The organism is Agromyces mariniharenae (assembly GCF_008122505.1).
GTDB lineage: Bacteria > Actinomycetota > Actinomycetes > Actinomycetales > Microbacteriaceae > Agromyces > Agromyces mariniharenae.
Map to the genome: position 1 here is coordinate 1,090,779 of NZ_VSSB01000002.1, position 22,693 is coordinate 1,113,471.

24 protein-coding genes are annotated in these 22,693 nt (G+C 71.9%); 12 read left to right on the plus strand and 12 right to left on the minus strand.

What is annotated here, in order from left to right:
- Nucleotides 1-19 precede the first annotated feature (19 nt).
- The 3 genes from FYC51_RS18380 to FYC51_RS18390 all read right to left on the minus strand — a co-directional run bounded on the left by FYC51_RS18380 (nucleotide 20) and on the right by FYC51_RS18390 (nucleotide 3,162).
- Complete coding sequence (locus tag FYC51_RS18380) at nucleotides 20-1,390, minus strand: class II 3-deoxy-7-phosphoheptulonate synthase (RefSeq protein WP_420797256.1); 1,371 nt, start codon at nucleotides 1,388-1,390, stop codon at nucleotides 20-22.
- Between the two features lie 81 nt (nucleotides 1,391-1,471).
- Nucleotides 1,472-2,161: a lysophospholipid acyltransferase family protein gene (locus FYC51_RS18385; RefSeq protein ID WP_148735191.1), complete on the minus strand. Its 690-nt coding sequence runs from the start codon at nucleotides 2,159-2,161 to the stop codon at nucleotides 1,472-1,474.
- 50 nt (nucleotides 2,162-2,211) lie between these two features.
- Nucleotides 2,212-3,162, minus strand: coding sequence for an ROK family glucokinase (locus tag FYC51_RS18390; RefSeq protein WP_148735396.1), 951 nt, complete (start codon nucleotides 3,160-3,162; stop codon nucleotides 2,212-2,214).
- Between the two features lie 148 nt (nucleotides 3,163-3,310).
- On the opposite strand from FYC51_RS18390, the gene FYC51_RS18395 reads away from it, so the two are divergent.
- The gene (locus tag FYC51_RS18395; RefSeq protein WP_148735192.1) at nucleotides 3,311-5,143 is read left to right on the plus strand and encodes an AMP-dependent synthetase/ligase; all 1,833 of its coding nucleotides are present in this window, start codon (nucleotides 3,311-3,313) and stop codon (nucleotides 5,141-5,143) included.
- 96 nt (nucleotides 5,144-5,239) lie between these two features.
- On the opposite strand, the gene def is transcribed toward FYC51_RS18395, so the two are convergent.
- The 3 genes from def to FYC51_RS18410 form a co-directional block, all read right to left on the minus strand.
- Nucleotides 5,240-5,731 (minus strand): peptide deformylase, encoded by a 492-nt coding sequence (gene def, locus FYC51_RS18400; RefSeq protein ID WP_148735193.1) that lies wholly within the window; start codon nucleotides 5,729-5,731, stop codon nucleotides 5,240-5,242.
- A gap of 11 nt (nucleotides 5,732-5,742) precedes the next feature.
- Entirely contained in the window at nucleotides 5,743-7,131 is a 1,389-nt protein-coding gene (locus tag FYC51_RS18405; protein WP_238476451.1) for a MinD/ParA family ATP-binding protein, read from the minus strand.
- Between the two features lie 81 nt (nucleotides 7,132-7,212).
- Nucleotides 7,213-10,617, minus strand: a complete 3,405-nt coding sequence (locus FYC51_RS18410) for a pyruvate carboxylase (protein ID WP_148735194.1) — start codon at nucleotides 10,615-10,617, stop codon at nucleotides 7,213-7,215.
- A gap of 74 nt (nucleotides 10,618-10,691) precedes the next feature.
- On the opposite strand from FYC51_RS18410, the gene FYC51_RS18415 reads away from it, so the two are divergent.
- Entirely contained in the window at nucleotides 10,692-11,525 is an 834-nt protein-coding gene (locus FYC51_RS18415; RefSeq protein WP_148735195.1) for a ParA family protein, read from the plus strand.
- 123 nt (nucleotides 11,526-11,648) lie between these two features.
- Here FYC51_RS18415 and FYC51_RS18420 read toward each other — a convergent pair whose 3' ends face one another.
- The 4 genes from FYC51_RS18420 to FYC51_RS18435 all read right to left on the minus strand — a co-directional run bounded on the left by FYC51_RS18420 (nucleotide 11,649) and on the right by FYC51_RS18435 (nucleotide 14,149).
- Nucleotides 11,649-12,197 carry a MerR family transcriptional regulator gene (locus FYC51_RS18420; protein WP_148735196.1) on the minus strand — a complete coding sequence of 183 codons (549 nt, stop codon included), beginning with the start codon at nucleotides 12,195-12,197 and terminating at the stop codon, nucleotides 11,649-11,651.
- A gap of 109 nt (nucleotides 12,198-12,306) precedes the next feature.
- Nucleotides 12,307-12,999, minus strand: coding sequence for a transcriptional regulator FtsR (gene ftsR, locus FYC51_RS18425; RefSeq protein ID WP_148735197.1), 693 nt, complete (start codon nucleotides 12,997-12,999; stop codon nucleotides 12,307-12,309).
- A complete protein-coding gene (locus tag FYC51_RS18430) occupies nucleotides 12,999-13,523 on the minus strand; it encodes an FHA domain-containing protein (RefSeq protein WP_420797257.1) in 525 nt (174 codons plus the stop codon). The genes ftsR and FYC51_RS18430 overlap by 1 nt, the downstream gene beginning before the upstream one ends.
- Nucleotides 13,524-13,525: 2 nt before the next feature.
- Nucleotides 13,526-14,149 (minus strand): CDP-alcohol phosphatidyltransferase family protein, encoded by a 624-nt coding sequence (locus tag FYC51_RS18435; RefSeq protein WP_148735198.1) that lies wholly within the window; start codon nucleotides 14,147-14,149, stop codon nucleotides 13,526-13,528.
- Nucleotides 14,150-14,181: 32 nt separating this feature from the next.
- Between FYC51_RS18435 and FYC51_RS18440 the strand changes: the two genes are divergently transcribed.
- Nucleotides 14,182-15,009: a DUF1295 domain-containing protein gene (locus FYC51_RS18440; RefSeq protein WP_148735199.1), complete on the plus strand. Its 828-nt coding sequence runs from the start codon at nucleotides 14,182-14,184 to the stop codon at nucleotides 15,007-15,009.
- A 49-nt stretch (nucleotides 15,010-15,058) separates the two neighbouring features.
- On the opposite strand, the gene FYC51_RS18445 is transcribed toward FYC51_RS18440, so the two are convergent.
- Together FYC51_RS18445 and FYC51_RS18450 are read right to left on the minus strand one after the other, a co-directional pair.
- Nucleotides 15,059-15,508: an NUDIX domain-containing protein gene (locus tag FYC51_RS18445; protein ID WP_148735200.1), complete on the minus strand. Its 450-nt coding sequence runs from the start codon at nucleotides 15,506-15,508 to the stop codon at nucleotides 15,059-15,061.
- A gap of 55 nt (nucleotides 15,509-15,563) precedes the next feature.
- A complete protein-coding gene (locus FYC51_RS18450) occupies nucleotides 15,564-16,076 on the minus strand; it encodes a MarR family winged helix-turn-helix transcriptional regulator (RefSeq protein WP_148735201.1) in 513 nt (170 codons plus the stop codon).
- Nucleotides 16,077-16,141: 65 nt separating this feature from the next.
- On the opposite strand from FYC51_RS18450, the gene idi reads away from it, so the two are divergent.
- The 9 genes from idi to FYC51_RS18490 all read left to right on the plus strand — a co-directional run bounded on the left by idi (nucleotide 16,142) and on the right by FYC51_RS18490 (nucleotide 22,692).
- Nucleotides 16,142-16,681: an isopentenyl-diphosphate Delta-isomerase gene (gene idi / locus FYC51_RS18455; protein ID WP_187432721.1), complete on the plus strand. Its 540-nt coding sequence runs from the start codon at nucleotides 16,142-16,144 to the stop codon at nucleotides 16,679-16,681.
- Complete coding sequence (locus FYC51_RS18460; protein ID WP_187432722.1) at nucleotides 16,678-17,724, plus strand: polyprenyl synthetase family protein; 1,047 nt, start codon at nucleotides 16,678-16,680, stop codon at nucleotides 17,722-17,724. The genes idi and FYC51_RS18460 overlap by 4 nt, the downstream gene beginning before the upstream one ends.
- On the plus strand, nucleotides 17,721-18,602 hold the full coding sequence (locus tag FYC51_RS19680; protein WP_187432723.1) for a phytoene/squalene synthase family protein: 882 nt from the start codon (nucleotides 17,721-17,723) through the stop codon (nucleotides 18,600-18,602). Before FYC51_RS18460 ends, FYC51_RS19680 begins: the two co-directional genes overlap by 4 nt.
- Nucleotides 18,599-20,266: a phytoene desaturase family protein gene (gene crtI / locus FYC51_RS18465; protein ID WP_187432724.1), complete on the plus strand. Its 1,668-nt coding sequence runs from the start codon at nucleotides 18,599-18,601 to the stop codon at nucleotides 20,264-20,266. Before FYC51_RS19680 ends, crtI begins: the two co-directional genes overlap by 4 nt.
- A complete protein-coding gene (locus FYC51_RS18470) occupies nucleotides 20,263-20,703 on the plus strand; it encodes a lycopene cyclase domain-containing protein (RefSeq protein ID WP_148735203.1) in 441 nt (146 codons plus the stop codon). Before crtI ends, FYC51_RS18470 begins: the two co-directional genes overlap by 4 nt.
- Complete coding sequence (locus FYC51_RS18475) at nucleotides 20,700-21,032, plus strand: lycopene cyclase domain-containing protein (RefSeq protein ID WP_148735204.1); 333 nt, start codon at nucleotides 20,700-20,702, stop codon at nucleotides 21,030-21,032. The genes FYC51_RS18470 and FYC51_RS18475 overlap by 4 nt, the downstream gene beginning before the upstream one ends.
- On the plus strand, nucleotides 21,019-21,927 hold the full coding sequence (locus tag FYC51_RS18480; RefSeq protein WP_238476452.1) for a prenyltransferase: 909 nt from the start codon (nucleotides 21,019-21,021) through the stop codon (nucleotides 21,925-21,927). Before FYC51_RS18475 ends, FYC51_RS18480 begins: the two co-directional genes overlap by 14 nt.
- Before the next feature lie 9 nt (nucleotides 21,928-21,936).
- Nucleotides 21,937-22,335: an RNA-binding S4 domain-containing protein gene (locus FYC51_RS18485; RefSeq protein WP_148735205.1), complete on the plus strand. Its 399-nt coding sequence runs from the start codon at nucleotides 21,937-21,939 to the stop codon at nucleotides 22,333-22,335.
- A 63-nt stretch (nucleotides 22,336-22,398) separates the two neighbouring features.
- Nucleotides 22,399-22,692: a GNAT family N-acetyltransferase gene (locus FYC51_RS18490; protein WP_148735206.1), complete on the plus strand. Its 294-nt coding sequence runs from the start codon at nucleotides 22,399-22,401 to the stop codon at nucleotides 22,690-22,692.
- Nucleotide 22,693 lies beyond the last annotated feature (1 nt).

The following is a 22,693-nucleotide window of genomic DNA, read 5'->3' on the forward strand; positions in this document are numbered from 1 at the left end:
GACGCCCCGCCGCCGGCCGTCAGCGCGCGGTGAGCTCCTCGGCCACGAGGAAGGCCAGCTCGAGCGACTGCATGTGGTTGAGGCGCGGGTCGCAGAGCGACTCGTACCGGGTCGCGAGGGTCTCCTCGTCGATGTGCTCGGAGCCGCCGAGGCACTCGGTCACGTCATCGCCAGTGAGCTCCACGTGGATGCCGCCGGGGTACGTGCCCGCGGCCCGGTGGGCCTCGAAGAAGCCGCGGACCTCGTCGACCACGTCGTCGAACCGGCGGGTCTTGTAGCCGTTCGGCGTCGTGATGCCGTTGCCGTGCATCGGGTCGGTGACCCACAGTGGGTTCGCGTCGCTGCGCTTGATCGCCTCCAGCAGCGGCGGCAGCGCGTCGCGGATCTTCCCGGCGCCCATGCGCGTGATGAACGTGAGGCGGCCCGGCTCGCGGTGCGGGTCGAGCTTCTCGACGAGCTCGATCATCGTCTCGGGCGTCGTCGACGGCCCGAGCTTCACGCCGATCGGGTTGCGCACCCGCGACAGGAAGTCGACGTGCGCGCCGTCGAGGTCGCGCGTGCGCTCGCCGATCCAGATGAAGTGGCCCGACGTGAGGTAGGGCGTGCCCGTGCGCGAGTCGATGCGGGTCATCGGGCGCTCGTAGTCCATGAGCAGGCCCTCGTGGCCCGTGTAGAACTCGGTGTGCTTCAGCGCCTCGAAGTCGGCGCCGCACGCCTCCATGAACTTGATCGCGCGGTCGATCTCGCGGGCGAGCGACTCGTACCTGGCGTTCGCCGGGTTGGCCGAGAAGCCCTGGTTCCACGAGTGCACCTGGCGGAGGTCGGCGAAGCCGCCCTGCGTGAACGCGCGGATGAGGTTCAGGGTCGACGCGGCCATGTGGTAGCCGCGCACCAGGCGCGACGGGTCGGCCTGGCGCGACTCGGGCGTGAAGTCGTAGCCGTTCACGATGTCGCCGCGGTAGGCGGGCAGCGTGACGCCGCCGCGCGTCTCGGTGTCGCTCGAGCGCGGCTTGGCGAACTGGCCCGCCATGCGGCCCATCTTCACGACCGGCATCGACGCGCCGTAGGTGAGCACGACGGCCATCTGCAGCACGGTCTTCACGCGGTTGCGGATCTGGTCGGCGGTCGCCCCGGCGAACGTCTCGGCGCAGTCGCCGCCCTGCAGCAGGAACGACTCGCCGCGCGACGCGGCGGCCAGCCGGGTGCGCAGCATGTCGACCTCGCCGGCGAACACGAGCGGGGGCAGGGTCGCGAGCTCGGCGGATGCCGCGTGCGCCGCCTCGGCGTCGGGCCACGTGGGCTGCTGCTTGATCGGCAGCGTGCGCCAATAGTCGAGGCCGTCGATCACGGAGGGATCTGCATTGACGACGGGCTCGACGAGCTGTACCACGGGACTGTCCTGAGGGGTCGGGGCGCGGGCGCGCCGGAACGGGAAACGCGGCGTCGCACGCGCGCCGCCGCACGTTCGAGCCTACCCCGATTGCGCGGCCCGCTGCTCCCGCACGGAGCTGGCGTACACGTCGACGTACTCCTGGCCGCTCAGGGCGCGCAGCTCGTAGACGAGCTCGTCCGTCACGGAGCGCAACACGAACCGGTCGCCCTCGAGTCCCTCGAAGCGCGAGAAGTCGAGCGGCTCGCCGATGATGATGCCGATGCGGCGCACCTTCGGCAGTCGCGTGCCGATGGGCATGACCTCCTCGGTGCCGATCATGGCGACCGGGATGACGGGCACGCCCGCCTCGAGCACCATCCGGGCGACGCCCGTGCGGCCGCGGTAGAGGCGGGCGTCGGGGCTGCGCGTGCCCTCGGGATAGATGCCGAGGATGCCGCCCTCGCCGAGGACCCGCAGGCCGGTCGCGAGCGACGCCTCGGACGCCTTGCCGCCCGAACGGTCGATCGGCAGTTGCCCGGCCGCCTGGAAGAACGTGCGCGTCGCCCAGCCCTTCAGGCCCTTGCCGGTGAAGTACTCGCTCTTCGCGAGGAAGATGACCCGGCGGTCGACGACGAGCGGCAGGAAGATCGAGTCGATGAACGAGAGGTGGTTCGACGCGAGGATGACCGCGCCGTCCTTCGGCACGTTCTGGAGGCCGACGACCCAGGGCCGGAAGATCGCCAGCAGGATGGGCCCGATGACGATGTGCTTCATGATCCAGTAGAACACCGGACCTCCCCTCGTCGCCGAACGAACGCTTCAGCCTAGCGCCGAGCGGATCAGGCGTGCTCCTCGACCCACACGCGCGCAAGGTCGGCCGCGCCGACCACGCCGGCGTCGTTCACGAGCTCCGCGATGACGAAGTCGGGCTCGGGGTGGTAGCCGCGCGCCGGGAGGTGCTGGAGGTACGCCTCGCGGATCGGGCCGAGCAGCAGCTCCCCCGCGACGGCCACGCCGCCGCCGAACACGAAGCGCTGGGGGTCGAGAACCGCCGACAGCGACGCCGACGCCTCGCCGAGCCAGTGGCCGAGCTGCCGGAGCGCGGCGACGGCTCCGGGGTCCTCCTGCTCGATGAGGCCGCCCACGATCGTGCCGTCGAGCGCACCGCGCTCCTCGCGGGCCTGCGCGAGCGCCTGCCCGATGCCGCCGGCGTCGGCGATCTCGTTCGCCATGCGCAGCAGCGCCCGGCCCGAGCCGTACTGCTCGAGGCATCCGTGCTGACCGCAGCCGCAGGCGATGCCGCCGGGGACGAGGCGCATGTGGCCGAGCTCGGCGCCGGCGCCGAAGCCGCCGCGGAAGAGCCGGTCTCCGGCGACGATCGCGCCGCCGACGCCCGTGCCGATGGTGAGCATGACCATGTCGCTGACGAGTCGTCCGGCGCCGAACCGGAACTCGGCCCAGCCGGCGGCGTTGGCGTCGTTGTCGACGACCACGGTCGTGCCCACGCGGGCCTCGAGCTTCTCGCGGAAGGGCTCGTTGCGCCAGTGAATGTTCGGCGCGTAGTAGACGGTCGACTGCGCGGCGTCGATGAAGCCCGCGGCGGCCACGCCGACCGCGGCGGCGGGCCCGTCGTGGGACAGCGACTCGATCATCGCCACGACCGCGTCCTCGAGGAGCTGCGGATCGCCGGCCGGCGTGGGCACGCGCTCCGACCGCACGATGGCGCCGAACTCGTCGACGACGGCCCCCGCGATCTTCGTCCCGCCGATGTCGATGCCGATCGCGTGCACGAGGGAGCCGCCTTTCGAAGGGGGGTTGGGATCGAGCACGCCCGAGCCCTCGTGGCCGCACGCGCAACGGCTAGAGTGTAGTCGACCCCAATGCCGAGGTTCGCGCGCCCCGTGCCGCCCGAACTTCCCCGGTGCCGAAGGAGCTACCGTGATCCAATTCGATACCCCCGCCGTCGTCCCGGCCGACCCCGACGCGAATGTCACGGACCTCCTCGTGCAGCGCGTCGCGGCCACGCCCGACTCGGTGCTGTTCTCCCTCCCCACCGGTGACGGTGGCTGGTCCCCGGTCACGACCAGGGAGTTCCACGACCAGGTCGTCGCCCTCGCGAAGGGCCTCGTCGCCGCCGGCATCCAGCCCGGCGACAAGATCGGCCTCATGTGCAAGACGCGCTACGAGTGGACCCTCATCGACTTCGCGACGTGGTTCGCCGGAGCCGTGCTCGTGCCGATCTACGAGACCAGCTCGCCCTCGCAGGTCAAGTGGAACGTCAGCGACTCCGGTGCCATCGCCGTCATCGTCGAGACGCCCGACCACTTCGCTCGCTTCGACGAGGTGCACCCCGAGCTGCCCGCCATCCGCAACGTGTGGCAGATCGACCTCGGCGACCTCGACAAGCTCGCGGCCGCGGGCACCGGGGTCTCCGACGAGGAGATCGAGCGTCGCCGCAACCTCGCGGTCGGCTCCGACATCGCCACGCTCATCTACACCTCGGGCTCCACCGGCAAGCCCAAGGGCTGCGTGCTCACCCACTCCAACTTCGTCGAGCTCTGCCGCAACGCCGCTGTTGCGCTCAAGGAGGTCGTGGCCGACCCCAACGGCGCCTCCACGCTGCTCTTCATCACCACCGCGCACATCTTCGCCCGCTTCATCGCGGTCCTGTCGGTGCACGCCGGCGTCCGTGTCGGTCACCAGCCCGACACGAAGCAGCTCCTCCCGTCGCTCGGGAGCTTCAAGCCGACGTTCCTCCTCGCGGTGCCGCGGGTCTTCGAGAAGGTCTACAACGTCTCGGAGCAGAAGGCCGAGGCTGGGGGCAAGGGCAAGATCTTCCGCGCCGCTGCCGACACCGCCGTCGCGTACTCGACGGCCAAGGAGGCGGGCAAGGTCCCGTTCGGCCTCAAGCTGAAGTTCACACTCTTCGACCGGCTCGTGTACGGCAAGCTCCGTCATGCGATGGGCGGCAACGTGAAGTACGCCGTCTCGGGTTCGGCCCCGCTCGGTCCGCGCCTCGGCCACTTCTACCACGCGCTCGGCATCACGATCCTCGAGGGCTATGGCCTCACCGAGACCACGGCGCCCGCCACCGTCAACCTCGCGACGAAGTCGAAGATCGGCACGGTCGGCCCGGCCCTCCCTGGTGTCTCGGTCCGCATCGCCGACGACGGCGAGATCCAGGTCAAGGGCGTCGACGTGTTCAAGGAGTACTGGAAGAACCCCGAGGCGACCGCCGAGGCGTTCGACGGCGAGTGGTTCAAGACGGGCGACCTCGGCAGCTTCGACGCCGACGGCTTCCTCTCGATCACCGGCCGCAAGAAGGAGATCATCGTCACGGCCGGTGGCAAGAACGTCGCCCCGGCGGCGCTCGAGGACCCGATCCGCGCCAACCCGCTCGTCGGCCAGGTCGTCGTGGTCGGCGACAAGAAGCCGTTCATCTCGGCGCTCGTGACGCTCGACCCCGAGATGCTGCCGGTCTGGCTGAACAACAACGACGAGGACGCGGGCATGAGCCTCGAGGAGGCCACGAACAACGCGGCCGTCCTCGCCGAGGTGCAGCGGGCCATCGACGCGGCGAACGAGCACGTCTCGCGCGCCGAGTCCATCCGCAAGTTCACGATCCTCTCGACCGAGCTCACCGAGGCGAGCGGGCACCTGACGCCGAAGCTCAGCATCAAGCGCAACGTGATCCTCGAGGACTTCTCCGTCGAGATCGAGACCATGTACTCGGGCGCCCCGGCCACCGAAGGACACTCGATCGTGCACTGAGCCGTCCCCCACGACACGAGAGGGCCCCGCGGATGCCGCGGGGCCCTCTCGCTCGTCAGTCCCGCGGCATCCGACATGCCCGGGTCGCGTGCGCGGTCAGAACCAGTCCGACTCGCGCACCTCCTTCATCGCGGCACGCCGCTCGTCCTTCTCGAGGCGGTCGAGGTAGAGGATGCCGTCGAGGTGGTCGGTCTCGTGCTGCAGGGCCTGCGCCATGAGCCCCGTGCCCGAGACCTCGATCTCGTTGCCGTCGAGGTCGATGCCGCGAACTCGGGCGAACGGATGCCGCGGCGTCTTGTGCCAGAGGCCCGGCACCGAGAGGCATCCCTCGTCGATGAGCTCGCGGTCGCCCGTGACCTCGACGATCTCGGGATTGATGACGTAGCCGACGTCGCCGTCGATGTTGTAGCTGAACACGCGGAGGTTCACGCCGATCTGCGACGCGGCGACGCCCGCGCGACCCGGGAGCCGGACGCTGTCGACGAGGTCGGCGACGAGCGAGCGCACCCGATCGTCGATCTGTTCGACGGGGGCTGAGACGGTCTTCAGGACGGGGTCGCCGAACAGGCGAATGGGACGTTCCGGCAATTGCGCTCCGATCAGTGCCCGCGGTCAGCGGGCAGGCCTTCGACCACGAGCGCGGCGAGCTCGCGGGCCGCGTGCTGCGTCACGGGACGCAGGTCGTTCCAGTGCACGACGGATCCGGCGGCGAGCTGCGGGTCGTACGGGATCCGCACGATTTCGCGCACGCGTGAGGCGAAGTGCGCCTCGATCTCGTCGACCTTGACGAGATGCGTGCCCTGCGTCGCCAGGTTGATCGCGACCACGGCGTTGCGCACGAGCTCGCCGTAGCCGTTGGCCTCGAGCCAGGTGAGCGTCTCGGATGCGAGCCGCGCCTCGTCGACGCTGCCGCCCGACACGATCACGATCGAGTCGGCGCGCTGCAGCGTCGCGCGCATCACCGAGTGCACGATGCCGGTGCCGCAGTCGGTCAGCACGATCGAGTAGTAGCGCGCCGCGAGGCCGGCCACGACGTTGTAGTCGTCGTCGTCGAACGCCTCGGACAGCGTCGGGTCGGTGTCGGACGCGAGGATGTCGAGCCGCGTCTCGTCGCGGGAGAGGAACCCCGAGAAGTCGGTGTAGCCGCCGATCGACGATGCCTTGTTCACGACGTCGCGCACCGTCTCGCGGGTCTGCCGGTCGACGCGCTCCGCGAGCGTGCCGCGATCGGGGTTCGCGTCGATGGCGATGATGCGGTCATCGCGCGCGTCGGCCAGGGCCATGCCGAGGAGGGTCGTCACGGTCGTCTTGCCGACGCCGCCCTTGCGCGTGAGCACGGGCACGAAGCGCGCACCGCCCTCGAAGCGCTTCTGGATGCGGCCGCTCAGCGCCTTGTGGGCGCGCACCTTCGCGGAGTCGCCGAGGTTGACCAGGTGCAGCGACGCCTCGTAGAGGAAGCGGTTGAACCCGCCGTGCGGCGCCGGCCGCGGCGCGCGGTTGAGGTCGATGAGCCGGTCGGCGGTCAGCGACTCCGACGGCTCGGGCAGTTCGGCCGGGACGACCTCGGCGTCGGGCGCGTCGACGATAGCGACGTGGCTGCCCGTGTCGGTGGTGACGCGCTCCCGGCGCAGCCGGGACTCGTCGGAGGCCAGCAACGCGCTGTAGGGCGACGTGTCTCGCCGGTACGACTGGCGGTAGCCCGCCGCGGACAGCGCGGGCGTCACGACCTCGACCGACGTGGTGCCCGGCCCGCCGTCGGCCACCGCCGGGTTCACGGCGACGTCGTCGATCGCGACGGCCACCTCGTCTTCGGGCATCTCGGGTCGAGGCGCCGGCGGGAGGTCGACGCGGATGTTCAGGCTGTCGGGCAGGGCCGACGCGGCGTGCGCGCCCGTGGACGGCGCCAGCCGACCGTGGTCGACTGCTGCGGCGTGCCCCCCGGACGCCCGGCGTGTCGTGTCGTGGTCATCGCCCCTGTCGTCTGACACCGATAGCCCTCCTCATCAGTGCGGAATGCAGTGCGGGGTCCAGTGCGAACCCACCGACAGCCTAGCGTGGGCACACGACGACTACCGCGGGCGGACCACCACGAGCAGGTCGCCGGCCTCCACCTGCTGGGTCTTGGGGATCGCGACGCGCTCCACCACACCCGCCACGGGGGACGTGATCGCGGCCTCCATCTTCATCGCCTCGATCGACGCGACGCCCTGTCCTGCGGCGATCTCGGCGCCCGGCTCGACCTGCAGCGTCACCACGCCGGAGAACGGCGCGGCGACGTGGCCGGGCTGCGAGGCATCCGCCTTCTCGGCCGCGCGCGTCTCGACGACGATGCTGCGGTCGCGCACGAACACGGGGCGCAGCTGGCCGTTGAGGATGGTCATGACCGTGCGCATGCCCTTCTCGTCGGCCTCGCCGATCGCCTCGAGACCCGCATAGAGGCGCACGCCCTTGTCGATCTCGATCACGTGCTCGGCGCCGGGGCGCAGGCCGTAGAGGTAGTCGGACGTGTCGACGACCGAGAGGTCGCCGAACAGCTCGCGGATCTGCTCGAACTGGCGCGTCGGCGCGGGGAAGAGCAGCGTGTTCAGGGTCGAGCGACGCGTTGCGCTGTCGGCCTCGAGCGCGCCGCGCTGGTCGTCGGTGAGCTCGGTCACGCCGATGCGCACGTCCTTGCCGGCGAGCACCTTCGAGCGGAACGGCTCGGGCCAGCCGCCGGGCAGGTCGCCGAGCTCGCCCGCCATGAAGCCGATGACCGAGTCGGGCACGTCGTACTTCTCGGGGTGCTCGGCGAAGTCGGCCGGGTCGGCCTTCACCGCGGCGAGGTGCAGGGCGAGGTCGCCGACGACCTTCGACGACGGCGTGACCTTGGGCACACGGCCGAGGATGTCGTTGGCGGCCGCGTACATGTCCTCGATGAGCTCGAAGTCGTCGGCCAGGCCGAGCGCGATGGCCTGCTGGCGCAGGTTCGACAGCTGGCCGCCCGGGATCTCGTGGTGGTACACGCGGCCGGTCGGGCCGGGCAGGCCCGACTCGAACGGCCGGTAGATGCGGCGCACGGCCTCCCAGTAGGGCTCGAGGTCGGCGACGGCCTGCAGCGAGATGCCCGTGTCGCGCTCGGTGTGCGCGAGCGCCGCGACGAGCGACGACGCCGACGGCTGGCTGGTCGTGCCCGCCATCGGGGCGCTCGCCACGTCGACGGCGTCGACGCCCGCGCGGCTCGCCGCGAGGAGGGTGGCGAGCTGTCCGCCCGCCGTGTCGTGCGTGTGCAGGTGCACGGGCAGGTCGAACCGCTCGCGGAGCGCCGAGACGAGCTTCTCGGCGGCCGCCGGGCGCACGAGGCCCGCCATGTCCTTGATCGCGATGATGTGGGCGCCCGCGGCCACGATCTCGTCGGCCAGCCGCAGGTAGTAGTCGAGCGTGTAGAGGTTCTCGGCGGGATCCAGCAGGTCGCCGGTGTAGCAGAGCGCGACCTCGGCGACGGCGTGGCCGGTGGCCAGCACGGAGTCGATCGCCGGGCGCATCTGGTCGACGTCGTTCAGCGCGTCGAAGATGCGGAAGATGTCGACGCCGGTCGCCGCGGCCTCGCGCACGAACGCGTCGGTCACCTCGGTCGGGTACGGCGTGTAGCCGACCGTGTTGCGGCCGCGCAGCAGCATCTGGATGTTGATGTTCGGCAGCGCCTCGCGCAGCGTGGCGAGGCGCTCCCAGGGGTCCTCGCCGAGGAAGCGCAGTGCGACGTCGTAGGTGGCGCCGCCCCAGGCCTCGACCGAGAGCAGCTGCGGGGTCATGCGTGCGACGTAGGGCGCGACGGCGACGAGGTCGCGGGTGCGAACGCGCGTCGCGAGCAGCGACTGGTGGGCGTCGCGGAACGTGGTCTCGGTGACCGCGAGCGGCGTCTGCGCGCGCAGCGCGGCGGCGAACCCGGCCGGGCCGAGCTCGAGCAGCCGCTGGCGGGAGCCGGCAGGCGCCGGTTGCGACAGGTCGATCTCGGGCAGCTTCTCTGCGGGGTGCACGGCCGTCGGGGCCGGGCCGTTGGGCTGGTTGACCGTGACGTCGGCGAGCCAGTTCAGGATCTTGGTGCCGCGGTCCTTGGAGACGCGGCCGCGCAGCAGCTGCGGACGCTCGTCGATGAAGGAGGTGCTGAGGTCGCCGGCGATGAACGCCGGGTCCTCGAGCACCGCCTGGAGGAACGGGATGTTCGTGGACACGCCGCGGATGCGGAACTCGGCCAGCGCGCGCTTGGCGCGGGCGACCGCAGCCGGGTAGTCGCGCCCGCGGCACGTGAGCTTCGCGAGCATGGAGTCGAAGTGCGGGCTGATCTGGGCGCCCGGGTTCACGGTGCCGCCGTCGAGGCGGATGCCCGCGCCGCCCGGCGAGCGGTACGTCGTGATCTTGCCCGTGTCGGGGCGGAACCCGGCGGTCGGGTCCTCGGTCGTGATGCGGCACTGCAGGGCGGCGCCGCGGAGGCGGATCTGCTCCTGCTCGAGGCCGAGCTGGGCGAGCGTCTCCCCCGCCGCGATGCGCATCTGCGAGACGACGAGGTCGACGTCGGTGACCTCCTCGGTCACGGTGTGCTCGACCTGGATGCGCGGGTTCATCTCGATGAACACGTGCTGGCCGGCGCGCTCGCCCGCGGTGTCGAGCAGGAACTCGACGGTGCCCGCGTTGACGTAGCCGATCGACTTCGCGAACGCGATGGCGTCGCGGTACAGCGACCGGCGGACGTCGTCGGAGAGGTTCGGCGCCGGCGCGATCTCGATGACCTTCTGGTGGCGGCGCTGCACCGAGCAGTCGCGCTCGAAGAGGTGCACCGTCTCGCCCGCGGCATCCGCGAGCACCTGGACCTCGATGTGGCGCGGACGGAGCACGGCCTGCTCGAGGAACATCGTGGGGTCGCCGAACGCGCTATCGGCCTCGCGCATGGCCTCCTCGAGCGACGAGCGGAGGTCGTCCTTCGAGTTCACGCGCCGCATGCCGCGGCCGCCGCCGCCGGCGACCGCCTTCGCGAAGATGGGGAAGCCGATCTCGTCGGCCTGGGCGAGGAGCTCCTCGATGTCGCGTGACGGGGGCGTCGACTTCAGCACCGGGACGCCCGCGGCGATCGCGTGCTCCTTCGCCGTGACCTTGTTGCCGGCCATCTCGAGGACCTGCTTGGGCGGGCCGATGAACGTGATGCCCGCCTCGGCGGCGGCCTGGGCCAGCTCGGGGTTCTCGGAGAGGAAGCCGTAGCCCGGGTAGATCGCGTCGGCGCCCGACTCCTTCGCGACGCGGATGATCTCCGACACGTCGAGGTAGGCGCGCACCGGATGCCCCGGGGTGCCGATCTGGTAGGCCTCGTCCGCCTTGAGGCGGTGCAGGGAGTTGCGGTCCTCGAACGGGTACACCGCGACGGTCTTCGCACCGAGCTCGACGGCTGCGCGGAAGGCCCGGATGGCGATCTCTCCGCGATTGGCTACCAGGATCTTCGTGAACATGCAGGCCTTTCCGAGGGTTTCCGCACAGCGAACATTTAGGTATCGCCCGAGGTCTAAAGGTAACGTATCTGTTCGTGCACGTTCTCTCCGTCAGCTCCCTCAAGGGTGGCGTCGGCAAGACCACCGTGACCCTCGGACTGGCGTCGGCGGCCTTCGCCCGCGGCGTCCGCACGCTGGTCGTCGACCTCGACCCGCAGTCCGACGTCTCCACCGGCATGGACATCCAGATGGCCGGTCACCTCAACGTCGCCGACGTGCTCGCCTCCCCGAAGGAGAAGATCGTCCGCTCGGCGATCGCCCCGAGCGGGTGGGCGCGTTCCAACCCGAGCTCGACCATCGACGTGATGATCGGCAGCCCCTCGGCGATCAACTACGACGGGCCGCACCCGTCGATCCGCGACATCTGGAAGCTCGAGGAGGCGCTCGCCAACGTCGAGGCCGACTACGAGCTCGTGCTCATCGACTGCGCGCCGTCGCTCAACGCGCTGACCCGCACCGCATGGGCCGCCAGCGATCGCGTAGCCGTGGTCACTGAGCCCGGCCTGTTCTCGGTCGCCGCCGCCGACCGCGCCCTCCGCGCGATCGAGGAGATCCGCCGCGGCCTCTCCCCACGACTCCAGCCGCTCGGCATCATCGTGAACCGCGCCCGCGTGCAGTCGCTCGAGCACCAGTTCCGCATCAAGGAGCTGCGCGACATGTTCGGCCCGCTCGTGCTGTCGCCGCAGCTGCCGGAGCGCACTTCGCTGCAGCAGGCGCAGGGTGCCGCGAAGCCGCTGCACATGTGGCCCGGCGAGAGCGCCGAGGAGATGTCGCGACACTTCGACCAGCTGCTCGAGCGCGTGCTGCGCACGGCTCGCATCGGCGAGTTCTCGGGCACGCCGCTCGAGCTCCAGTCGCCCGTCATCTGACCCGCGCGCGACGTCCGATGACGCCGTCGTGATCGGCGTCACGCGACGTCATGAAGCCGGGCGCGGGGCATCCGTCGACCGGAGACACGCAGACGCACAGGCGTGCGTCGAGCGGATGCCGCGTCAGGAGATCTTGCGCGACCGCGAGCCGCGTCGTGCGGCGAGCTCGTCCATGGGGTCGGCGGGCTGCGTGTCGAGTTCGACGAGCGTGGACTCCACCTCGCGCAGCACCTTGCCGACGGCGATGCCGAAGACCCCCTGGCCGCGGTTGACGAGGTCGATGACCTCGTCGTCGGACGTGCACAGGTAGACGCTCGCGCCGTCGCTCATCAGCGTCGTCTGCGCCAGGTCTTCGACGCCGGCCTCGCGCAGCTGCGTGACCGCCGTGCGGATCTGCTGCAACGAGATGCCGGTGTCGAGCAGGCGCTTCACGAGCTTCAGCACGAGGATGTCGCGGAAACCGTAGAGGCGCTGCGATCCGGAGCCGGCCGCGCCGCGCACCGTGGGCTCCACGAGCTGCGTGCGCGCCCAGTAGTCGAGCTGGCGGTAGCTGATGCCGGCCGCGCGGGCGGCGACCGCGCCGCGGTAGCCGGTGCCGTCGTCGTGCTCGGGCATCCCATCGGTGAAGAGCAGGCCGAGGTCGTAGCGTTCGCTCCGGTCGAGCTCACTCATCCGATCGCCCCTCACTCTCACGCCCGCACCCCGACGGCGCGTCTCCCACGCTACCCATCCGGGGGTCGTCGGCCAAACACATCGGGCCGAACGTCACGGCGTGTCGCGATCAACGTCCGAGCGTCGAGAGGGCGCTCCGCACGACCGACGTGCGCACCGTCTCGAGGTGCCCGGCGAGCTCCAGCGCGGCCTCCGCGGCGCGCGCCTTGTCGGCCGGATCCGACCGCCGGGAAGGCGCGATCGCGCGCTCCACGAGGGCGGCCTCGCGCTCGGCCGCGGCGCGGAGTCCGCGCAGGTGGCGCGCCTCGATGCCGACCCCGCGCAGCGCGACCAGCGCCGTCAGCACGCCGAGCGCGTCGTCGCCGTACTGCTCGGCGGCGGGCAGCAGCGACGCCGAGATGGCCTCGTCGAGCAGGGCGCGCGTCGCACCCGCGGCTTGGATGAGCTCGGCGCGCCGGTAGCGGCGGGCGCCGGCCAGGAACGAGGCGGAGTTCGCGGCGCCCGGCAGCGCGGGCGTCTCTCCGGCGTCGATGGACTCGAGGTGGGCGCGGATGACCTTGAGCGGCAGGTAGTGGTCGCGCTGCATCGACAGCACGACGGTGATGCGCTCGACGTCGGCGTCGGAGAACTTGCGGTACCCGGCCGCCGTGCGCGCGGGCGATACGAGCCCCTGCTCTTCGAGGAACCGCAGCTTCGACGGCGTCAGCTCGGGGAACTCGGGCTGCAGCAGCGCGAGGACCTGGCCGATGCCGTGGAGCCGACCCTGGCCGCTCGCGTTCGCGGACGCGGCGGTGCCCGGCACTAGCCGCTCGCCAGCGGCGCCAGGTCGCGTCGGGAGGCGTAGAAGGTGAGCCGGTACTTGCCGATCTGCACCTCCGCGCCGTCGCTGAGGAGCGCCGTGTCGATGCGCACGCCGTCGAAGTAGGTGCCGTTCAGCGACGACAGGTCCTTCACCTCGAAGGCGGTGCGGTGGCGGAGGAACTCCGCATGACGGCGCGACACGGTGACGTCGTCGAGGAAGATGTCGGCGTCGGGATGACGGCCGACGGTCGTGACGTCGGTGTCGAGGAGGAACCGCGCACCGGTGTTCGGGCCGCGACGCACGATGAGCAGCGCGGAACCCGAGGGCAGTGCGGCGATGGCCTCCTGCTCCTCGGCCGTGATGTCGGTGTCGACGGTCGAGAGCTGTGCGGCGGCCTCCCGGCTGAAGCCGATCGTCGTGTCGGCCGTGCTGTCGCCGATGATGCTGTTCGAGCTCGTCTGAGGAGTCCTGTCGTCGTGGGGCTCTTCTTCCCCGCCAGCCTGAATGTTGTCGGTATCCGCCACGGCTAACCTCCCTGTTCCAGCGTATCCGATCGGGACTCGTCCGCCGCAAGCGGCAGGCGGATGACCCGGGCCGTCTCGATCGCGTAGATGATGCCCGCCCACCAGTAGAGGAACGCGCCCCAGAGCGTGATCGCCCAGCCCACCGGCTCGCTCACCGGCTCGACCGTCGGGAAGGCGAGGCCGAGCATGATGACGGGCAGTCCGAAGAACAGCGCGAAGGTCGCGACCTTGCCGAGCTGGTGCACGGGCAGCGGCCCGTAGCCGTGGTTCGCGAGCACGATCCCGAGGATGAGGAGGAACACGTCGCGGGCCACGATGACCACGACGATCCACCACGGCACGAGGCTGTTCGCGGCGAGTCCCACGAGCGCCGCGAAGATGTAGAGGCGGTCGGCCGCGGGGTCGAGGAGCTGGCCCAGCCGGGTGATCTGCCCGAGCCGGCGGGCGAGGTACCCGTCGAGGAGGTCGGTCAGGCTCGCCACGACGAGCACGACGAGCGCCGACACGTAGTCGCCGATCACGATGAACACGAGGAAGACCGGCACGAGCGCGAGCCGCAGCATGCTCAGCACGTTGGGGATCGTCCAGATCCTGGTCCCCACCGCCCCCGCGCTGTCCCCGGCCACGTTGCGATCCTATCGAGCCCTAGAATGCGGCCATGGGTCCCCTCGGCGTGTGTCTCGTCATCTGCGCGGCGGTCACCGCCGCGACCTGGATCGCCTCGGTGGCCACGCGCGAGTACTCCTGGGTCGATCGCATCTGGTCGATCGTGCCGGTGGCGTACGTCTGGGTCTTCGCGGGCTGGAGCGGGTTCGACGCGCGGCTCGTGCTCATGGCCGTGCTGGTGACGCTCTGGGGCATCCGATTGACCTTCAACTACGCGCGCAAGGGCGGCTACCGGCCGGGCGGCGAGGACTACCGCTGGGCGGTGCTCCGCGGTCGGATGGCGCCGTGGCAGTACCAGCTGTTCAACCTGTTCTTCATCTCGATCTACCAGAACGCGCTCATCCTGCTGTTCTGCCTGCCGGCGTACACCGCCTACGAGGCGGCCGGCACGCCGCTCGGCGTGTGGGACGTCGTGCTCGCCGTCGTGTTCCTCGCGTTCCTCGCGGGCGAGACCGTCGCCGACCAGCAGCAGTGGGCGTTCCACCGGTGGAAGGCGGCCGAGCGCGCCGCCGGGCGCACGCCCGAGCCGGGGTTCCTCCAGACGGGGCTGTTCCGGACCTCGCGGCATCCGAACTTCTTCTTCGAGCAGGCGCAGTGGTGGGCCTTCTACGGCTTCGCCGTCGCGGCCACGGGCGTCTGGCTGCACTGGACGATCGCGGGCGCGGTGCTGCTCACGCTGCTGTTCATCGGCTCGACGATCTTCACGGAGTCGATCTCGCGCGCGAAGTACCCCGACTACGACGCGTACCGGGCGCGGACCTCGGCGATCGTGCCCTGGTTCCCGCGCCCGCAGGCGACCGCCGGCGAGCGCACGGCCTGAGCACCCGGTCGGCGCCGCTCGAACGGTCGGCGCCGCTCGAGCGGTCGGGTCAGAGCCGTTCGCGCAGGGACGGCCAGGCCTCGGCGAAGCGCGGGTGCAGCGGGAGGTCGCCGACGTCGGCGATCGGCACCCAGCGCAGCTCGATGCTCTCGGGGTCGCTCACGACCGGGGTGAATCGGTCGGCGGCGTCGGCCACCACGGTCGTGTACGACCAGTAGCCGAGGTCGAGCACCGACGTGAAGCGCACGTGCAGCGCTGCGGCCGGCACGCCCGCCTCCTCGCCCGCCTCGCGCACGGCCGCGTCCACTGCGCTCTCGCCCTCGTGGCGCGCCCCGCCCGGAACGCCCCACGTGCCGCCGAAGTGGCTCCAGGCGGCGCGGTGCTGCAGCAGCACCTCGGACCGCGGGCTCACCACGAGCAGGCCGGCGGCGCCGAAGCGCCCCCAGTACCTCGCGCCGTCGGGGCCCTCGACCCAGGTGTCGCCGCTTCCTCTGTGCATTGCTCCAGCATGACGCACTCCCCCGGCCGGCGCGGTCGTCGACCGCAATCCCGGGTCATGCCGGGTCGGTGTCGGGGGCGGCGTCGACGACCTCGACGAGGCCGTCGAGGAAGCGGACGATCACCTCGCGCTCGGCGTGGTCGAAGGACGACGCGAGTCGCAGCATCCGCTCGTGCATCGGGCCGAGCGCCTTGCGCACGCGCTCGTGGGCGCCGGGCAGCGTGCCGAGCAGCAGCACCCGGCGGTCCGACGGATGCCGCGTGCGCTCGATGTAGCCGCCCTCGCTCAACCGCGCGACCACCTTCACGGTCGCGGCCGTGGTGATGCCGAGGGCCCGGGAGAGGCCGGCACTCGTGGCGGGGCGTCCGTCGCGCTCCTCCCGGATGAGCCACCGCAGCGCGGCGAGGTCGGTGTCGCCCATGTCCATGTCGTCGCGCATCCGCCGGCGCATGAGTGCCTCTGCGGCGCGGTGCCGGCGGACCGCCTCGAGCACCTCGAGGGCCGACTCGTCGACGCGACCGTACCAGTAGTGGTCGTCACTCCGACTTTCGGTTGTTCCCTTCGGCATACGCCGATGCTATCGTCAAATCACTAACCAAGTTAGTGAATTCATGTCGACACGCTGGAGGAGCCATGTCCCAGACCATCGATGCGATCGAGGACGAGGTCGTGCTGCTCGACGAGGCGGGCGCCCCCATCGGCCGTGCGCCGAAGAGCGCGGCCCACGGACCCGACACCGCCCTGCACCTCGCGTTCTCGTGCCACGTCGTGAACGCGCTCGGCGAGGTCCTCGTGACCCGCCGGGCGCTCTCCAAGCAGGCCTGGCCCGGCGTCTGGACCAACTCGTTCTGCGGGCACCCGAAGCCGGCCGAGTCCCTCACCGCCGCCGTGCGCCGCCGCGCCGACCACGAGCTCGGCATCGACCTCGGCGACGTGGAGCTCGCGCTCCCCCTGTTCCGCTACCGCGCGACCGACGCGAACGGCATCGTCGAGAACGAGGTGTGCCCGGTGTACGTGGCCACCACCGACGACGAACCCGATCCGAACCCGCGCGAGGTCGCCGAGTTCGCGTGGATCCCGCCGCACGACCTCGTGCGCGCCGTCGAGTCCGCGCCGTGGGCGTTCAGCCCGTGGCTCGTGCTGCAGGCGCGAGAGCTGGAGCTGTTCCGGTGACCGACCTGCTCTCCCCCTCGGTCGACGAGGAGCTGCGTGCGTTCTTCGCCGACGCACGCACGCGCGCAGGCGAGTACGGGCAGCACTACGCGGCGCTGTGGGAGTCGCTCGAGCAGCAGAGCTCGGGCGGCAAGCGCATCCGCCCGAAGCTCGTCTACGCCGCCTACCAGGGGCTCGGCGGCGACGACCGGCACGTCGCGACGCGGGTCGCGATCGCGTTCGAGCTGCTGCACACGGCGTTCCTCATCCACGACGACGTCATCGACCGCGACACCGTGCGCCGTGGCGCCCCGAACATCGCCGCGCGCTTCGCGGGGCGGGCTCGTGCGCACGGCGCCGACGACCGCGCCTGCGAGGTGTGGGGCGAGACCGCGGCGGTGCTGGCGGGCGACCTCGCGCTGAGTCGCGCGCACCGCGAGATCGCCACGCTGCCCGTGGATCCCGACCGCAGGGCGGCGCTCCTCGACATCCTCGACCGGGCCGTGTTCGTGTCGGCGGCCGGCGAGCTCGCCGACGTCGTGCACGCCGGCTCGCACCATCCGCCCGAGGTGGCGCGCGTCGTGGCCACCCTCGAGCAGAAGACGGCGGTGTACTCGTTCGAGTGCCCGCTCACGGCCGGGGCCGTGCTGGCCGGCGCCGGCGACGGTGCGATCGGCGCGCTCGCCCGCTACGGCCGGCTCGTGGGCGTCGCGTTCCAGATCACCGACGACATCCTCGGCGTGTTCGGCGACCCGGCGATCACCGGCAAGTCCGCGGCATCCGACCTGCGCGAGGGCAAGCAGACGGCGCTCACGGCGCACGCGGCGACCACCGACGCGTGGCCCGCGATCGCGTCCCGCCTCGGCGACCCCGACCTCGACGACGAGGGCGCCGACGTGATGCGCCAGGCGCTGCGCGCGTGCGGGGCGCTCGAGGCGGCGCGACGACTGGCTGACGAGTACGTGACGCTCGCGCGGTACGAGCTCGACGCCGAGGACCTGCCCGCCGCGCTGCGGGCCGAGCTGGGCGACCTCGCGCAGCGGGCGGCGGAGCGGGCGCGATGAACCGCGAGTCCACGCCTCTCGACCGCTACGACCACGCGGCCGAGGCGAGTGCGGCCGTGGTCATCGGCCGGTACTCCACGTCGTTCGGCGCGGCGGCGCGCCTGCTCGATCCCGGTTCGCGCCGCCGCATCCGCTCGATCTACGCCCTCGTGCGCGTGGCCGACGAGGTCGTCGACGGCACCGCCAGGGCGGCGGGACTCGACGACGGCGAGCTGCTCGACGTGCTCGACGAGCTCGAGTCCGAGACCGAGGCGGCGATGCGGCGCGGCTACTCCGCCAACCTCGTCGTGCACGCGTTCGCCGTCACCGCCCGCGACGCGGGCATCGGCGTGCACCTCACCCGGCCGTTCTTCGCGTCGATGCGGCGCGACCTCGACCCGTCGCCGATCCGCGACGAGGAGGTCGCGCCGTACATCCACGGCTCGGCCGAGGTGGTCGGGCTCATGTGCCTGGCCGTGTTCCTCATGGACGAGCCGGCGGATGCCGCGCGCCGGGCGCGCCTCGAGGAGGGCGCCGCCCACCTCGGCGCCGCGTTCCAGAAGGTCAACTTCCTGCGCGACCTCGCGGTGGACTGGCAGGAGCTCGGCCGCAACTACTTCCCGTGGGTCGACCCCGACGCGTTCACCGAGTCCGACAAGGCCGCCATCCTCGCGGACATCGACCGCGACCTCGAGATCTCGGGTCGCACCATCCGCGAGCTGCCGCGCCGGGCCCGTGCGGCGGTCGCCGCGGCGCACGGGCTCTTCTCGCGTCTGGCCGAGCGCTGCCGGGAGACGCCGGCCGAGCGCCTCATCGCGACGCGCATCCGCGTGCCCGATCCCGAGAAGCTCGCGATCGCCGTGCGGTCGGCCATCGCGCCCGGCGGGGTCGTGCGATGACCGCGGCATCCGAGCGCATCGTGGTCGTCGGCGGCGGCATCGCCGGGCTGGCGTCCGCGGCGCTCCTCGCCCGCGACGGGCACCGGGTGACGCTGCTCGAGGCCCGCGCCCAGCTGGGCGGACGGGCCGGCACGTGGGAGCGGCGGGGCTTCCGCTTCGACACGGGCCCGTCGTGGTACCTGATGCCCGACGTCTTCGACCACTTCTTCCGGATGTTCGGCACGAGCGCAGCCGAGCAGCTCGAGCTCGTGCGCCTCGACCCCGGGTACCGGGTCTACGCCGACGGCTACGACGCGCCGCTCGACGTGCGCGCGACGCGCGACGAGAACATCGAGCTGTTCGAGTCGGTCGAGCCGGGCGGAGGCGCCGCGCTCGAGCGCTACCTCGACTCGGCTGCGTCGACCTACGACGTGGCGGTGCGACGGTTCCTCTACACGAACTTCGACGACCCGCGGGCGTTCCTCGCACCCGAGGTGCTCGGGCGGGCAGGTCGGCTCGCTCGGCTGCTCACCACGCCGCTCGACCGGTTCGCCGCGCACGCGGTGCGCGACCGCCGACTCCGCCAGGTGCTCGGGTACCCCGCGGTGTTCCTCGGCTCGTCGCCGTCGGCCACGCCCGCGATGTACCACCTCATGAGCCACATGGACCTCGAGGAGGGCGTGTTCTACCCGCAGGGCGGGTTCGGGGGGCTCATGGCGCGGATCGCCGGGATCGCCGCCGCAGCCGGCGTCGAGGTCGTCACCGAGGCGCGGGTCGAGGCGATCGAGGTGACGGGCGACGCGACGCCGTCGGTCACGGGCGTTCGCTACGTCGACGCCACCGGGTCGGTGCATCGCGCCGCCGCCGACCGGGTCGTGTCGGCCGCCGACCTGCACCACACCGAGACCGAGCTGCTCCCCCGGCATGCGCAGACGTACCACGAGTCGTGGTGGGAGCGGCGCACGTCGGGCCCCGGCGCGGTGCTCGCGATGCTCGGGGTGCGCGGGCCGGTGCCGGGACTCGCCCACCACACCCTCTTCTTCACCGAGGACTGGGACGCGAACTTCGACCGCATCTTCGGCGACGACCCCGGCATCCCCGATCCGGCGTCGTTCTACGCCTGCATGCCGAGCGCCACCGATCCGACCGTCGCGCCGGCCGGCGACACGAACCTCTTCGTGCTCATCCCAGTGCCCGCCGACGTGTCGATCGGACGAGGCGGCGAGGACGGCGCCGGCGACCGGCTCGTCGAGGACACGACCGACCGCGCCGTCGCCCGCATCGCCTCGGCGACGGGCGCCGCGGATCTCGCCCGCCGCATCGTCGTGCGCCGCACCGTCGGGCCGGCGGACTTCGCCGAGCAGCTCCACTCCTGGCGCGGCGGCGCCCTCGGCCCGGCGCACACGCTGCGCCAGAGCGCGTTCCTGCGCGGGTCCAACCGCTCCCGTCGCGTGCGCGGCCTGTACTACGCGGGCGGGTCGAGCGTGCCGGGGATCGGGCTGCCGATGTGCCTCATCGGAGCCGAGAACGTGCTGAAGCGCGTGCGCGGCGACCGGTCCAGCGGGCCGCTGCCCGAGCCCGGCCCGCGCCTCGAGCGCCCGTTCCCGCCCTCCGGGGTCGCCGACCTCCTCGACGCCCCCGCACGCGATCTCGACAGCCCCGTACTCGACGGGAACCGCGGATGACCGGATTCACCTACCTCGGCGCGCTCGTGCTCTCGATCGCCGCGATGGCCCTCATCGACGTACGCTGGCGGCTGGCGTTCCGGCGTGCGCCCGCCGCATCGGCGCTCGCGGTCGGCGCGGGCACGCTCGTGCTGCTCGCCTGGGACCTCGCGGGCATCGGCTTCGGCGTGTTCTTCCGCGGCGACTCGCCCTGGGCCACCGGCGTGCTGCTGGCGCCCGAGCTGCCGCTCGAGGAACCCGTGTTCCTCGTGTTCCTCTGCTACCTCTCCCTCGTCGCGGTGCTCGGGGTCGAGCGGATGCTCGAACGCCCGTCTGCCGCGCAGGGAGCGCGCGCGGCATCCGATGCGACGACGGATGCCGCGACGCGACCGGGAGCGACGGATGCCGCGCCGCGACCGGCCGACGCCGCCGCGCACCCGGGCGGGAGGCCGTCGTGACCTACTCGCTCGTCTGCCTGCCGTTCCTCGCCGTCGCGGTCGTGCTGTCGCTCGCAGCGGCACGGAGGCTGCCGCGACCCGCACGCCGCCGGCGGTGGCTCGCGATCGGGTTCGCGGGCGCGCTCGTGCTCGTGCTCACCGGCGTGTTCGACTCGCTCATGATCGCCGCGGGCCTGTTCGGCTACGCCGACGGCACGCGCCTCGGGCCGACGATCGGGCTCGCGCCGATCGAGGACTTCGCGTACCCGATCGTCACGGTGCTGCTCGTGCCGGCGATCTGGACGCTCGCGCGTTCGCGCAGGTCGAGGGCCGGCCATGATGAAGACTGAGGTCGTGCACCAGGGCTCCCGCCACGTGATCCGACAGGTCGTGCTGTCGTCGCGTCCGATCAGCTGGATCAACACCGCGTTCCCGTTCGCGGCCGCCTACCTCCTCACGACGGGGGCGGTGGACGCGCTGCTCGTCGTTGGCACGCTGTTCTTCCTCATCCCCTACAACCTGCTCATGTACGGCGTGAACGACGTGTTCGACTACGAGTCCGACCTGCGCAATCCGCGCAAGGGCGGCTCGGAGGGCGCCCTCCTCGAGCCGCGCCTGCATCGCGCAGTGGTCTGGACGGGCGTCGTCACGGCGGCCCCGCTGATCGTCGCGATGCTGTGGCTGGGCGGCACGGGGCATCCGTGGTCGTGGGCCGTGCTCGCGGTGAGCCTGTTCGCCGTGTTCGCCTACTCGGTGCCCGGGCTGCGGTTCAAGGAGGTGCCCGTGCTCGACTCCATCACGTCGAGCACGCACTTCGTGAGCCCGGCCGTCTACGGGCTCGCGGTGGCGGGGGCGGCGCCGACCCCGCAGCTCGTCGCCGTCGTCGCGGCGTTCTTCTGCTGGGGCATGGCGAGCCACGCGTTCGGCGCCGTGCAGGACGTCGTTCCCGACCGCGAGGCCGGCATCGCGTCGATCGCGACCGCGTTCGGGGCCCGCGCGACCGTGCGGATCGCCCTCGGGCTCTGGATCACGGCCGGCGTGCTCATGCTCGCGACCGCCTGGCCCGGGCCGCTCGCGGCGCTGCTCGTGCTGCCCTACGTCGTCACCGCGTGGCCGTACCGATCGGTGAGCGATGCGGAGTCGGGAACGGCGAACCGCGGATGGCGGCGGTTCATCGCGCTCAACTACGCCGTCGGCTTCCTCGTGACGATGCTGCTCATCTGGTGGTCGTTCGCGCGGTCGTAGGCTGGCAGCATGGCCGACTCCCCCGCGCGCGTGGATCCCCAGCGCGTGGACCCCGTGCGCATCGACGCGTGGCTCTGGGCGGTGCGCCAGTTCAAGACTCGCTCGGCGGCGACGGCCGCGTGCCGCGCCGGGCACGTGCGCGTCAACGGCGAGCGGGCCAAGGCGGCGCAGCCGGTGCGGCCGGGCGACGAGGTGCGGGTGCGGGTCGACGGGTTCGACCGGATGCTGGTGGTGCGCCAGACCCTCGTGAAGCGCGTGTCGGCGACCGTCGCCGCCACCGCGGTCGAGGATCGCACGCCGGCTCGGCCGCCCCGCGAAGCGGTGCCGACCGTTCCCATGCGCGACCGCGGAGCCGGGCGCCCCACCAAGCGCGAGCGCCGCGACCTCGACCGGCTGCGCGGGCGCTGACGGCGCGGCGCGCCGGGCGGTGCCCCTGCCGAGGCACCTGCGAACCGGGCGTAGCCTGAAGCGGTGCTGAAGGAACTGAGCCACGAACCGGATGCCCGGCGCTACGTGCTGCGCGTCGACGGCGACATCGCGAGCGTGCTCGACTACCGCGTGCTCGGCGACTCGGTCGCGTTCACCCGCGCGTTCACCAACCCGCCGTACCGCGGCAGCGGTCTCGCCGGCGAGCTCGTGGCGTTCGCCGTCGACGACGTCGAGGCGACCTCCGATCGCCGCATCGTGCCGAGCTGCTGGTACGTCGGCGAGTGGTTCGACCGGCACCCGGATCGCCGGGCGCTCCTGGATCCTCGGACGGCCTGAC